The following is a 13069-nucleotide window of genomic DNA, read 5'->3' on the forward strand; positions in this document are numbered from 1 at the left end:
GACCATCTGGCGAGGACTGCGGCGAATGGAAGCCTACCGCGAAGCCTACACCGTCTTCGGAACTAGCTAATAAGATGTGGGCTATAAAGAGGGTTGGCACCACCGGCATTGGTTGTGTCGGCCTTTCAGGCCTGGAGTGTTTGCGGGAGGTTGCGGGGACAAATTGGCGGAGCAATTTGGCGACTATGGTGGCGGGAGACTTGTGTCGGCCCTTCAGGCCTTGGGACTCTTTTTGGGAGACGCCACCGGTGGTTGCCACCACCGGCATTGGGTGTATCGGCCTTTCAGGCCTGGAGTGTTTGCGGGAGGTTGCGGGGACAAATTGGCGGAGCAATTTGGCGACTATGGTTGCGGGAGACTTGTGTCGGCCCTTCAGGCCTTGGGACTCTTTTTGAAGAGACGCCACCGGTGGTTGGCACCACCGGCATTGGGTGTGTCGGCCTTTCAGGCCTGGAGTGTTTGCGGGAGGTTGCGGGGACAAATTGACGGAGCAATTTGGCGACTATGGTGGCGGGGATTTGTGTCGGCCCTTCAGGCCTGAGGTGTTCGTGGGAGGCTGGGTGACTCTGGTGGAGCGGAATGCTGGCTCAGTTTTGATTGCGGTGAAGCTCCCGAATCTTGAAGGGTGGCTCCGCCTGACTGAGATTGATCCACCGTCTGGTCACGGTGGCTGCCGAAAAAGGCAAATACTCCCAAACGAAAAAAGCCCCGCTTTCGCTAGGAAAACGGGGCTTTCGATAGATTAAGATAGTGTGGGGAACGACTATCTAATGGGCGTTGAGGGACTCGAACCCCCGACCCTCTCGGTGTAAACGAGATGCTCTAGCCAACTGAGCTAAACGCCCTGGAGAAGCTGTTCGCGGGATCGCGGTTAGCTTCTTGTGTTTGGGAAGTCGGTTTTCTGGCTGCTTGCGAATTTGGCTTTTTGGCTGGCAGCGGGAATTTGACTTCTAGCGGGCCAGCAGTTGGGTGCGTTTGTTGCGGCGTTCAGCTCGCAGACGGGCGCGACGGTTGGTTTCACTCGGCTTTTCGTAGAATTCGCGGCGACGCATTTCTTTCTTGATACCGCTACGTTCCACTAACTTTCGGAATCGTCGTACTGCCTCTTGAATCGTTTCCCGATCTCGCACCAATAACTTTACCATATCCGCTTCGTAAACCCTTCGTTTTGAATTCGTTGCATTTGAAAATCTCCTCTGTTTGAGGACTATTTGATTGGGAGTCTTGGCGTACACGGGCGTGTGTTCAACGCACCTCGGGCCGAAATCCCCCTCGTGGGAAGCGGAATCATAGCGTCCGAAGTGGAATGTCGACAACCGAGGAAGCGACGAAAACCTGGAATTTTCGATTCTCATCTTGAATTTTCGACGCCTTGTTGCTCTCGAGGGCCGTCGTGGCGACTCGAGAAGGCGGAGCGATGAGTTTGAGAGTATGTTTCGCGAGTTCGGAGTCTCGCGAGATCGGCTCGTTCGCGGGTGTGGTGTTGCGGTTAGCGGAGTTGGTCCCAGCGGACGGTTTCGCGGCGAACCCCGTCGCTGCCGTAGAAGACCATCGAGCGGGTTTTGAAGTCTGCGATGGCGGTGAGCTTCACGCTCCGAGGCCCGTGGAGGCAAAAGTAGATGGCACAGGTTTTACCTCGACGGACGACTTCTCGCTGGGTTAATGGGAACTCGCGGGGTTCGAGCGATCCGAGTTCACAGAGTTTGGATTCGACTTGAAGCCTCATCGTGGGCAAATCAAGCGATTGGAGGGAAAATCCGATCATCGACAACTTTCGGGAAAGAACCAACGGCAAGAGGAGGTTGCCGTTTTGAAGATGCTGCCCCACTGGCCTCATGCCGGTGCGGGGTCGGTTAGCGATTTCGACTCGGCGACAGATCCGCTCGATGGGAATCGATTGGCATCACCGGTCGAAGTCGAGTGCCCGACAGCGTTGGGTATCGGCGCGAACGAAGAGCTGCGCTGAGTCTGCGGTGCACTCCGGTCAGACTTAGCCCCGACAGTCGACCGGTCGCGATGACTTCATGCGAAGAGCGCTGTCGTACCGTTTGTACCGGGGGGGCCGATCCATTCATTTCGTATTTTGCGTGGAATGACTGAAGTCGCCCGGCAATGACGCCCCATGGCGACGCGGCTGCACCACGTGGACGTGATGCGTGGGCGCAACGACGACCAGATAAGTGTTGCGGCCATTGTCGATACGTACGGAGGTCTGTGAATCGGCACCGATGGAGAAGCCGTCAGGCCCGACAGGAGCGAGACGGATCGCGTGATCACCGACGGGCAGTTCGGCACGGAGCACTTGAATCTCGCGTGGCAGCAGTCCCCAACACCGTGTGTCGGCGGTCTCTGATGCCGTCCAGGCGGACGAGGCGGCGAATTGGAAGACGGTCCCGAGCCCACCGGTTAGACCGAGTCCCTCGCGGACTTTGCCGACCGCCATTTCTTTGCCCGCCTGCCGCAGAAAACTGCGAGCGATCGTCCAGGGTCGCTCCGCGTCGGCTTGGGTCTGCACCAACGCTCCGATATCAGTAAGTGACTGAGTCGCACCGAGAAGTTGAAACGCATACGTTGGCGATGTTTCGGCGACCGGGGCCCCCGCCACCGTGATCGCGGCGATCGGCGAAGGAGGAATGACCACGGTCGGAATCTTCACGCTGGTGATTTTGGGAAGACGCGTGATGTCGTCGTCCTCTTCGTCATCGTGTAGCAACAGAGCGGATGCAATTGAAACAGCCGCCGACGTCACGGGAGCGTCCGTCGGGACGAGCACCGGCCCACGTCCGACCATCGCAAACACATACAGAGCGCCATGGCCCGGACGGCTGTGGTTGCCGATGGTTGCGCGTTCGAGGTCATCGAACGCGGGGCGAAAGTCGGGGCGGATCGAGCTGACGAGACGATAGTTTCGTTGAGCGTCGTCGAAGTCGCGATGGGTGGCTTCGCGGAGCACACCGCGTAGATAAGGAGCGAGGGCCAATTCCTGATGCGGCGTGGTATCAACGAATTCCGGGAGAATCGACTTGCGACGCTCCTCCGCGACCGTTCGCAATTTCGCTTGGTGCATCGCGGCCTGATTGATATAGCTCTCCGCGTCGGCGCCGTCGTCCGCGAGCGAACACATCGCCAACATGGTGCGGATCATGACTTCTTCATAACCGGCGGGTTTGAAAACGCGGGCGGTGTCATCGGACACCATCGAAAGGGCATCGCCGCCGGCTGATTTCACACCGGTTAGCAATCCACCGCCTGCACCACCGATTGCGCTGGCTTCACTGGTTTCGTCGAACCGGTCGCGAAGAACGCGAAGACGTGAGGACGCGGCACCGACATTGCCGGCGGCGAGCTGAACGACGGCCAAATCGAGTTGTGCCGGGCCCGAAAAACGTCCCCGCGACTCGGCCACTTCCGTGAGCATCGACTCCGCCGTGGAAAGGTCGCCGGTAACAAACGCGTCGCGGGCGGTGTCGATCGAAGCGAGCTTGGTCGCGCAGCCGCCCATCGCCACGATGAGCAACGCGGCGGCGACAACCGGCGGGAGATGCGATTTCAGGTCTCGCAAAACGACATGACTTCCAATTGTCGGGTTCCAAGTTGCCGGGGACCAAATTTGTTTGAGCGGGCGGCTGGTTACCGCGACTATTCACAGTCGCTGATTCAATTTTTCGAGGCGTCGGTAGCTTGCTCGCTCCATCGAAACTCAGCCAGCGTTGCCATCTCGCAACCCAGCGTCTCAACCGTCGGCTTGATCAAACACCCCAAAGTTCCACCACTTGCCGCCGCGAGTTTTGTGATAGCCCTTGCGGATTTTTGCTGACTCTTTGATGTAATCGCCTGAGTGCAGGTTGACCATTTCGAGCGTCAACACATAGTCGCGTTGGGTGGACTTGTTTCGATCGGTTGTTCCCGAGGTGATCGTTGCGTAGAGCAGGTAGTCGACTGGTGTTCCCTGGCGACCGAGTGCGGCGGCAAACGCGGCTCGGTTGGCGGGCAGGAACAACGAATCGGGACGGAGCCGGGTTTCGATCAGCGCGGCATCGACCATCCGGCGGCTGATGCTGCGGAACGCCTCGCCAGCGTTGACCTGGGAATCGATACGTTCGTAGAGCTGATCCTTGAAATCGACCAATTCCTCGGCGCTTTTGTTTTCGATTCCGATGAAACAAACGCGAGCGGGCCCGGTGGCGAGCTGCGGAGGACAACTCGGGTCGATCGCTCCGGTTGTCCCAGGGGCACCGGGCATCACCACCGAGGGATCGTTCAATTGCATTTCGCCGGGCAATTGGTTCCCGGCCAATTGATGGCTGGCCATCATTGCGGGCGTTCCGACGTCAGCGCCGAATTGCCCTCCAAAGGGCAAGGGCTGAGGCGGCGGGCAGCGGCCCAACAATTGGGCGACCGAAGAATCGACCAACGGATTCCACGTCGCGGCTCCGGCTTCGTGGCTACCGACGAGATCTTTATCGTCATTAGCCACGATATGCCCGTATCGGTGGGCACATCCGCCCAAAACCGCGACCGACAAACCGAAAACGGCAAGAAATCGCGTCATGGCGACAAAGCCGCAGGCGATTCCCCCGTTGGGGTGCGTCGAAGCGGCGGTGTTGCGGGTCGAAAACTCACCATCCATGGCAATGCGATCTCTCAAATGATGAAAATGCCAGAATTCCGGCGCGGGGCGGCTTGTGATGATTGCATCAGTTAGCAAAATGATCGGCACAACGTCGAGATGAGGCACTGAAAAGCCGCGCCAGGCAAAAAAGGCTCGGCAGACGGCCATCTTTCGCTGAACGCCCCATTTTGCCAGATCGCGGGATCTGTTCGAAATTCCCGTGATCTGTTCCATTATCGATCTGCCCGTAGCGATCCGAATTCCGCCGACTACGGTGGCACGTCTCTGCTTTTCTCTTCTCGCTCCACCTTCTGCCCCTGTGCTGATTGACCGTACATGACTGTCACGTTCCCACCGACTGCTTTTGAATCCGAATCCAACTCGTCCGTCGCGACCCTGGAGCCGACCGAATCGAAGTCACCACTGACGATTCCCGCTCCGACGATGGCCGACGACGACGATGATGATGATGACGTCGACGACAGCGATGATGATGATGCGTCTACATCGGACGACGATGACGATGCGTCGCCTGGTTTCGGCGATGATCTGGACGACACAGAAGATGACATCGATGAGTTCGACGACATCGACGAAGACGATTTCGATGACGACTTTGACGATGACTTTGAAGAGGAACTCGACGACGACTACGAAATCGAAATCGATGACGAAATCAGCGCTGAGTTCGGACTCAACACCGCAGGTGATGATCTCGACGAAGAAGACGACGACCTGGATGACTTCGACGACTTCGACAACATCGACTGATCTGAAAAGGCCCCGCTAGAGCATTTCAATTTGGGCGTGCGTTTCGAAAGTCGCGGGATTCACCGAAATGGCGTCCCACGATGCTTGAGCGAGTTTGGATACATCTTTTTAAGAGAATGCTTTTTAGATAACGCTCGCGAGCACCTTGGCAAGCGAGGTGGGCGTTGATCGCTAGTGATGTTCGGTGGGAACAGGCGACTGGCTTTGCGAATCTTTCCGCAATCGCTCAATCGATTTTCAGTTTCCCACGCATGCCGGGTCGCGCCTGATTGCGGGAATTTTCGACTGTCGCCCAAACCCGGACCTGCGACGTCACCGGATTGAGTTCGGGCGAGATGAACGTGACGACGCCGTAGAGCACAATGGCTTCGTCGACGCCTTGCTCGAAGTCATCTTCGGGTTCGTCATCGGACGCGTCAGCCGCAACGCCACTGGGAATCGAATTTCGCTCGCGAATGGTGCCCGAACTGTTCGCCTTTGTTGCGGACGGCTGATCGGGTCGATCGATTTCGAACCGCACGCGTCGGCCCACGAGCGAGCTGTCGTGGTGTCGGCCGTCGACGAAACCACTGACGCGGATCGGGTCGAGAGAAATCAGCCTGGCGATCGGTTCACCGGCTTCGACCCACTGCCCGTTCTGCACGAAGACCTCCGCGGCGCGTCCGGGGATGGTTGAGGCGATGGCGTGCTCTTGGATCCGCAGTCGAGCCAACTCGCAGGCGGCTTCTTTCTCAGCCACGGCCGCTTCGGCGACGGCGCGTTCTTGCTCGGATTGCTCGACGGACAATTCCGCTTGATCGATCACCAAACGCAGCCGATCGATCTCGGTCGCCGTGACCGATCCGGCGTAGCGTTGATTGGCTTCGTCGCTTTGCTGAAGTTCACGCTCACGAACCTCGAGCGTTCGCTCGGCATATCGAGTGTTGACACTGTTTTCGGCCTGAATCATCGCGGCTCGCAGCGACGCCTGAGCGGCCTCGTATTCCGCACGCGCACGGCGATCATCCAACCTGACGATGACTTGGTCCACTTGCACGCGGTCACCTTCGGAAATCTCGACCGCACGAATTCGTCCGGGGATGGACGTCGCGAGCGTCGTGTTTTGGATCAAAAGCACCTGAGCTTGATCGATCACGACCGGTTCTTCAGCCGAACTGTTCTTCGGGAAAATCGCCCAGGCGATCATGACGAGCAGAGCGAGGACGGCGATTCGATCGAGCCGACGGTTCGCGAAACCGGATGTTCGCGAAGACGCTTCTGGGGAGTGCGATGGGCACATCGTTTCGACTATCTTAGGAAGGGGACACGAGGACCGACCCCTTCAGGCTAGTCGCGTGCCCCGAAAGAGCAAACTTATCCCCGTTTTCCCCGTTCAAGGCGGTTCCCGCGCGTGCAACAAGTCAAACTTTTTAAAGGCGTCGACAACGATTTGCCCGAGCTCGAACGACAAATCAATCGTTGGATTCGTAAAACTGGCGTGAAGGTGCTGTCGATTTCGGGCAATCTCTCCAGCCAACCTGGTGCCGCGTCGGGACCGATGAGCAGTTTCGCCGCCGGCGATGTGCTGGTGATCGTGCAAGTGGAAACCGAGAAACCGCTGGGTTAGATCAACGGATCACTCGGCATCGCACGCCACTGGGCCGCGAACGCGTTTGCTCGATGGCAAATGGCTTGATCGCAATTGGCTTGACGAAAACTGGCCCGATGAAAACGCCAGGATTAAAAACCGCGTTGAATGAGCCACGGCGGATGCGTCACGAGCGTTTCACCGGAGCGTTCGACTTTAACGATTAGGCAATTAAGCCGCCTGTACTTTTTGTTCTTAATATTCTGAAAGTTCATTTGCCGATCATCACCGGTAGAGGGGATATCGATCGGGTCATTTGGATTGAATCGATCGAAGGGGTCCCAATCTGAATTAATCACTCTCCGAATATCGATTGAACTCAAGGGCGGTCATCATGTCCACAAAATGGACTCATCGTTTTCTACGGCGTTTAATCGCCGGTGGTCTCGTAATCTGTGGCGGTGTTGCTCCAGTCACGTTCTCTCGTGCGGCCGACACCGACGGCGTACCGCTCGAATTGGTGACGGGTCTCTACGAAGAGGCCGAAGCGGTCCACGGAGTCGAAACGATTCCGACGATGGACGAAGTTGCGGCCAGTGATTCGTTGCAACTGTGTGCGTCAGAGAGCGGTTGCCTTTCGATGATGGGCTCCGGGGGAATCCTCGAAGGAGCGTTGCTCGCCAACCGAGGCAAAACGGCCAAGTGCCCTCAACCATGGTGGGCTCACCGCAGCGGCGTGTATGGCGAGTACCTGTTTCTCACCGCAGGCAGCAGCGACCTGATCTACGCGGTCGAAGGAACCGATCCGGATCCGGCCGCGGGCACGCCAACCGGCCCGATCGGGATTGCCCAAATGGAAGGCTCTTCAGGTTTCCGTACCGGGTTTGCACTCGCATCGAGCCCATGCAGTAGCCTGAACGTGGGATACAGTTTCTGGCAGGGCAGTACATTTGACGTGATCAACGCCGATGACGGTGCCGGTTACGTACTGAACTCGCAGTTGCTGCACCCTTCGCTCGACAACACCGGCGTCAGCAGCTTGCAGTCCAACGCGGACCACGAAATCTCATTCCAAACTGTGGATGTGAACTACCGCCACCTTTGGAAGCAGGCCGGTGCACTGGCCGTCAACTGGACCGCTGGTCTTCGCTACAGCAACCTCGAGCAAACGATGCGAAGTCAGCAAACGTACCAAGTCGCCAACGGCTTGACGGACGTGACCACCGACATCGACTTCAACGGTTTCGGACTGACCGGCGGTTTGGATCTGAAGCGATACAGTTGCGAGACCGGCCTGTACATCTACGGCCAAGGCATGGCGAGTCTTCTCGCCGGTGACTGGAAAGCCGACTACCGCCAAGCCAACCAATTTGACGGTGGCGAAGCCCGCAATTCGTACGAAGACTTCCACGCGACACCAATCCTCGAAGGCGAAATCGGACTGGGTTGGCAAAGCCCGACTGGATGCGTGAAGCTGCAGAGCGGCTACACGATGGCCGGTTGGTACTCCGCCGTCACGACGCGTGGCTACATCGACGCGGTTCGCAACAGCGACCTGATCGACATCGGCGAAACGATCACGTTCAGTGGTCTGACCTCACGCTTGACCGTGCAATTCTAAAACGCCGCGACTTTAAATTGTCGGGCATCCACGCCCGCCAGAGACAACAACGCGCCTCGTGAATCCTCGTTACCGGACATGCTCACCGGTAAACGGATTCCGGCCGTTGATCACCGCCCCCGACAACCCGAACGCATTATTTGCGTTTGGGTTGATTCGTGTTTGAACGTGACGGCGGCGTGTGAACCTTCAGCACCGGGATGTCTTCCGATGCGACTAAGGAACCGGTGCCCGTCGCGGTGACCTCCGACATGCCTGTTTCGGCGACGTCGGTTTGCCATGCGGTGACGGGTTCGGATTCAACATTCTGGCCGTCGCGTGAACCGTCGGGCTGGATCAGAAACCCCAAGCGTGGCTTGAAACATTTGCCCAACGGACTGATCAGCAAAGCGGGAAGCAGAACCAAGTCGCCTATCAACGCGGCGGCGAGCATGACGAGCATGAGCGTGCCGAATCGCTGCGTTGGCGTGAACGTAGAAAGTGCGAAGACGAACAGTCCGAGCCCTCCCACGATGGTCGTCTGAGTCATGGCTGGGCCGACCTTACGATACGTCTCGATCACGGCGTCGTATCGCGACTTGCCGGCCTCCAGGAATTGCCGGTACCACGACAAGAAGTGAATCGTGTCGTCGACCGCGACCCCCATGGCAACCGACGCGGTCATCATGGTGCCGATATCGACCGCGATTCCCGCGAGCCCCATCAATCCAAACACCAATAACACGGGGAAGAGGTTCGGAATCATCGACACGGCACCGGCCGCGCACCCATCGAGCAGGTTCCGAGGTGCCAACCACTGCGACGGGAAACTGCCGGGATTGAGCAGCACGACCATCACCAGACCGATCAACACGAACGCCATCATGATGGATTCGAGCAGACTGCCCAGCAACGTCCGCTGCGCTTTGTAGACGACCGGAACGACACCGGTGAAGACGACCTGCGGTGAGACGGCTTGGGCAACGTCGAAAACGGGGACGCGCCGATCACCTTTGCTAATCCGGATCGCGTTCGGGTTGTTCAAATGAACGCTCGACGCGGGGATCGTGACAATTTCTTTACCAATCGGGTGAGCGGCGATCTCGTCGGCATGAATGACGATCTTTGCCGATGCCAACCATTCCGATGCCTGCGAAGCGGGGCCGAGATGCAGATGCTCCGATCCCACACGTTGATTGACGAGCGACTCTTCAATCCCGTCGACCCAGATCACGGCATCGACGGCTGCGATGAGTTGTTCCCATTTCGGATCGCCCGGTTTGACTTTGCTGTCCGGGTCGTTCGGATCGATCCAGATCGGACGTCGGATCCGCTCATTGCCCAGCAGCTCATGCAGCGTGCTGAGGTAAACGGCCGAAACGTCGGCGGAACCGTCATCTTTGACCAGGGTCGCGTTGGCAAGGTCTTGCACGCGGTCGCTGCCGACGATCAAGACGCGTTGCTTTCCGGTCATTCCGCCTTCGGCTTGACTGAGCGATTGCAACAGAGCAGCCCGCGTGCGGTAGGCTTCCAGGACGGGCGACACGACATCACGGAGGTCATTGATAAACAAACCGTAATCGTTGTCCGACAACGCGCTGACACGCAAACTCAATCGCCACATTTCGCTTCCGGCGAGCGGTCCGTTCTGTTCAATCTTGACGAAGTCACTCTCGAGCAACTCATCCTTCACCGCCCCGATTCGTCGATTCATTTGGCTTCGCACGACATCGTAACCGTTGCTCACGCCAGGCAATGCTGGCAGGAACGTGTCCATGCTCGATGCCTGACCGACTTCGCCGGTGCCCTCTTCACCGAGGGTCCGCGTGACGGCGATTCGAATCCGCGAGACCGCTTCGATCCGCTCAAGAAGCGTGAGCGAAACTGGGTCATCGGACGCGCCATCGTCGACAGCATCCGAACCACGGTTCACGACGTTCGTTGATGCCACGACGGTATCATCGGGAGTGATGTAATCGCGTTGCATTTCTCGCGGCATGCGTACCACGATTTCCATCGGGACGAGCTTGCCAAAGTTCTCTTCGAGCCATGCGTAGTCTCGAAGGATTCGAGCATTGGAATCAAACAGCTTGAGAAGCTGGACCGACGTCGTGATCCGGAACAGTCCCGTCGACGCGATCGCGAGCCCGATCAAACAGGTGATCGCAACGACTCGATGGTTACCCGTGATGAAACGTCCAAACGCAGCCCACCATGCGGACAACTCCATGTCCATCGCGACCGGGAAAGCCGCCGAGGGATCGGGTTGACCGCCATCTTTGTGTTGCCGGTCCGCCTTCGTTTTCTTGGCCTTCTTCTTGTCCACGAACTTCGGTGCGAAGACTTCGAGAGCGGCGGGCAAGTACGAGAACAAAATAGCCAGCGTCGCGATCACACCGATTGCGGAATACAGACCGAAGTTACTGATCGGTTTGAGGTTACTCGTGTAGAGCGAGCCGAGACCGATGGCGGTGGTGACGGCGGCGAGCGTGCACGGCAACAATGCGTGACGAAGAGCCCGTCCTGCGGCGCCTCGTTGGCCTCCCATACGGACTTCATCGCGGTAGTAATTGATCACGTGAATCGCACCCGAGAGACCGAGCACGTAGACCAGCGATGGCATGCTCAACAGAATCGCGTCGACGCGTCCGCCGGTCCATCCGACCATCGCCATCGATAACATCGCGGCGGCACCACCGACGACGAATAGCATCAGCGTGGTCTTCAAACTGCGAAAGCAGACGTACGACAATCCGACACCGATCAGGATGCAGTAACCGATCAAACGGACCAACGTCACCGTGCCTTCTTCATCGATCGCGATGTTGTCGATCGGTGGGCCCCCCATACGCAGCGGAGGCATTCCGCCCACGGTTTCGGGTGGCTCACGATTGAACGGTGGCGGGGCGGTGGACGGTGGCGACGGTGGATGCACGCCACTTTGTTCGGCGAGGGCGAGCAGGCGACCTTGCGGGCTACCCAACGTTCCACGGCCGATCGCGTAGGCCAAATTGTCTTTCGCCAAATCAGTCAGCGTGACCAACAGACACGTCAAGCGCGCGGGGGCTTCGACTTCCAACGCGTCAAAAACCTCATACCACGCTTCGGTTTGGACGGACGTGATCGCGGTCGGGATCGCGTCAACGTCTCCGTCAAATCGTTGGTCAGCAAAGTGCTGCAATGTGGACGTGACTCGAAACTCATAATCGCTCGGCAATTGCTCGCGACGTTCGGGCGACAGCACGTCCGCAAAATTTTCGGCCGTCCACTCAAACCCCGGTGGAACGGCGGGCGCGAACAGACTGCCAGTGAGTCGTTCCATCGCGCGACGGCGGGCCACGATCGGACGCAGTTCCGGTGCGGTGGTATCAACCGGCCACAGGGCGCCGCCTTCGGACGCCAATTCGTTGACGATGGTAGAACCCGTTTGGACCGTCTGGAACAAAGGGGCACACAATAATGTCGGGTCGTTGTAGAACTCGTTGATCTTTTCCTGCGTCGACGGTTCGCCGAGGGCGGTAACGAGTTTGCCCTTGAGTTCGTAACTCCCGGTCGCTTTCTTGATCGAGCGCAATAAACCCGCGGGACCGTTGCTGGCTTCTTCCCAACGATAGAACCGCCCGTCGGGAGTGATGAAGTACCACGTCCCGTCGGCCGAGGCGACCCACTTCTCATCGAGTCCGCCCCAATTATCGAGATCTTGCCCCGGAGGCAATAACTTCAGCTCCTCGCCCAGGGCTCGTGCGCGTACACGTGTTCGACGTTCGGCGAGCGACAACCCGCTCGCCACATCGGCTTCTTCGGCGAGCAATTGTTTGCGGAAGTCGGCAGACTCATGCAGCAGTTTGTTTTCGAGCAGGTGCAAACGCTGATCGCCGACCGTGCAACCGGGCCACGTCGCCAGCACAAAGCTTTCACCCGCAAAATGCTCCGCGAACCAGTCCAGCTCGGCGGTTTCGGGAAAATCACTCGGCAGCCAATCCTTGATGTCATTTTCTTTGTTCTGCAACCCCATGCGGGCCCCGCGAAATGCGGACGGCAGAATGAAGAAGAAGCCCATCAAAACCAGCAATGCCATGCTGGTCCCTAACGGGCCGGGCCGCTCTAGAAACGAACGCGAGGTGGAAGACGAGCTCATACGCGGAATGCGATGGGTGGAGAGGCGTGGGGATGCGAATTGCTGTGAAAAGAGACTTAACCACGCAAGCCGCCAGATTTTCGGATCGATACGGCTGGTTTGTCAAACCACACAGGCTAACGAGAACACGTCCGCAAAACCATTGCTATCTGAACCATCCCACCCGATTTATGGGCCGATACCGACGGGTGGGGAGGGTGAGCGAAGCTGGTCGGTCTGCAAAAGGATGGAGGACTGAGTCGAGGCGACCGTTCAGGCCAATTCCCGGCGAACCACGAAGACATCCCGCGACCGATTAACGGCATGGTTCCGCAAACCCTTTTGCCGACCAAAAGCCGCCTGTGATCCCATTCCGGGGGTCGTTGGAGACGCTGGTAATGC

10 protein-coding genes and 1 tRNA gene are annotated in these 13069 nt (G+C 58.2%); 4 read left to right on the forward strand and 7 right to left on the reverse strand.

Going from position 1 to position 13069, the window contains the following annotated elements; translation table 11 throughout:
- Window positions 1-771 precede the first annotated feature (771 nt).
- The 3 genes from FHS27_RS11170 to FHS27_RS11180 form a co-directional block, all read right to left on the reverse strand.
- Window positions 772-845: transfer RNA gene (locus FHS27_RS11170), tRNA-Val, on the reverse strand.
- Window positions 846-950: 105 nt separating this feature from the next.
- Window positions 951-1145 (reverse strand): 30S ribosomal protein S21, encoded by a 195-nt coding sequence (gene rpsU, locus FHS27_RS11175; RefSeq protein ID WP_044256699.1) that lies wholly within the window; start codon window positions 1143-1145, stop codon window positions 951-953.
- Between the two features lie 344 nt (window positions 1146-1489).
- Window positions 1490-1726 (reverse strand): hypothetical protein, encoded by a 237-nt coding sequence (locus FHS27_RS11180; protein WP_009103067.1) that lies wholly within the window; start codon window positions 1724-1726, stop codon window positions 1490-1492.
- Here FHS27_RS11180 and FHS27_RS30785 point away from each other — a divergent pair.
- The gene (locus FHS27_RS30785; protein WP_009103069.1) at window positions 1715-1966 is read left to right on the forward strand and encodes a hypothetical protein; all 252 of its coding nucleotides are present in this window, start codon (window positions 1715-1717) and stop codon (window positions 1964-1966) included. The two genes, FHS27_RS11180 and FHS27_RS30785, sit on opposite strands and share 12 nt — an antisense overlap.
- A 105-nt stretch (window positions 1967-2071) precedes the next feature.
- On the opposite strand, the gene FHS27_RS11190 is transcribed toward FHS27_RS30785, so the two are convergent.
- The gene (locus FHS27_RS11190; RefSeq protein ID WP_184305051.1) at window positions 2072-3562 is read right to left on the reverse strand and encodes a hypothetical protein; all 1491 of its coding nucleotides are present in this window, start codon (window positions 3560-3562) and stop codon (window positions 2072-2074) included.
- Between the two features lie 171 nt (window positions 3563-3733).
- Complete coding sequence (locus FHS27_RS11195) at window positions 3734-4630, reverse strand: penicillin-binding protein activator LpoB (protein ID WP_246419546.1); 897 nt, start codon at window positions 4628-4630, stop codon at window positions 3734-3736.
- Between the two features lie 318 nt (window positions 4631-4948).
- Between FHS27_RS11195 and FHS27_RS11200 the strand changes: the two genes are divergently transcribed.
- Window positions 4949-5383 (forward strand): hypothetical protein, encoded by a 435-nt coding sequence (locus tag FHS27_RS11200; RefSeq protein WP_184305053.1) that lies wholly within the window; start codon window positions 4949-4951, stop codon window positions 5381-5383.
- 226 nt (window positions 5384-5609) lie between these two features.
- On the opposite strand, the gene FHS27_RS11205 is transcribed toward FHS27_RS11200, so the two are convergent.
- Window positions 5610-6662 (reverse strand): efflux RND transporter periplasmic adaptor subunit, encoded by a 1053-nt coding sequence (locus FHS27_RS11205; protein ID WP_184305054.1) that lies wholly within the window; start codon window positions 6660-6662, stop codon window positions 5610-5612.
- A 111-nt stretch (window positions 6663-6773) separates the two neighbouring features.
- Here FHS27_RS11205 and FHS27_RS11210 point away from each other — a divergent pair, with 111 nt between their 5' ends.
- Together FHS27_RS11210 and FHS27_RS11215 are read left to right on the forward strand one after the other, a co-directional pair.
- Window positions 6774-6989 (forward strand): hypothetical protein, encoded by a 216-nt coding sequence (locus FHS27_RS11210; RefSeq protein WP_184305055.1) that lies wholly within the window; start codon window positions 6774-6776, stop codon window positions 6987-6989.
- Between the two features lie 355 nt (window positions 6990-7344).
- Window positions 7345-8571 carry an Lpg1974 family pore-forming outer membrane protein gene (locus FHS27_RS11215; protein ID WP_184305056.1) on the forward strand — a complete coding sequence of 409 codons (1227 nt, stop codon included), beginning with the start codon at window positions 7345-7347 and terminating at the stop codon, window positions 8569-8571.
- A gap of 136 nt (window positions 8572-8707) precedes the next feature.
- Here the strand turns inward: FHS27_RS11215 and FHS27_RS11220 are convergent, their stop codons facing one another.
- The gene (locus tag FHS27_RS11220) at window positions 8708-12688 is read right to left on the reverse strand and encodes an efflux RND transporter permease subunit (RefSeq protein WP_184305057.1); all 3981 of its coding nucleotides are present in this window, start codon (window positions 12686-12688) and stop codon (window positions 8708-8710) included.
- Between the last annotated feature and the right edge of the window lie 381 nt (window positions 12689-13069).

This window comes from Aporhodopirellula rubra, from assembly GCF_014192335.1.
Classification (GTDB): Bacteria; Planctomycetota; Planctomycetia; order Pirellulales; family Pirellulaceae; genus Rhodopirellula; species Rhodopirellula rubra.

Excerpts from the sequence above, each read along its gene's own strand:
- FHS27_RS11205 (WP_184305054.1), bottom strand. The coding sequence starts at position 6,662 with ATGTGCCCATCGCACTCCCCAGAAGCGTCTTCGCGAACATCCGGTTTC.
- rpsU (WP_044256699.1), bottom strand. The coding sequence starts at position 1,145 with ATGGTAAAGTTATTGGTGCGAGATCGGGAAACGATTCAAGAGGCAGTA.
- FHS27_RS11220 (WP_184305057.1), bottom strand. The coding sequence starts at position 12,688 with ATGAGCTCGTCTTCCACCTCGCGTTCGTTTCTAGAGCGGCCCGGCCCG.
- FHS27_RS11215 (WP_184305056.1), top strand. The coding sequence starts at position 7,345 with ATGTCCACAAAATGGACTCATCGTTTTCTACGGCGTTTAATCGCCGGT.
- FHS27_RS11195 (WP_246419546.1), bottom strand. The coding sequence starts at position 4,630 with ATGGATGGTGAGTTTTCGACCCGCAACACCGCCGCTTCGACGCACCCC.
- FHS27_RS11180 (WP_009103067.1), bottom strand. The coding sequence starts at position 1,726 with ATGAGGCTTCAAGTCGAATCCAAACTCTGTGAACTCGGATCGCTCGAA.
- FHS27_RS11200 (WP_184305053.1), top strand. The coding sequence starts at position 4,949 with ATGACTGTCACGTTCCCACCGACTGCTTTTGAATCCGAATCCAACTCG.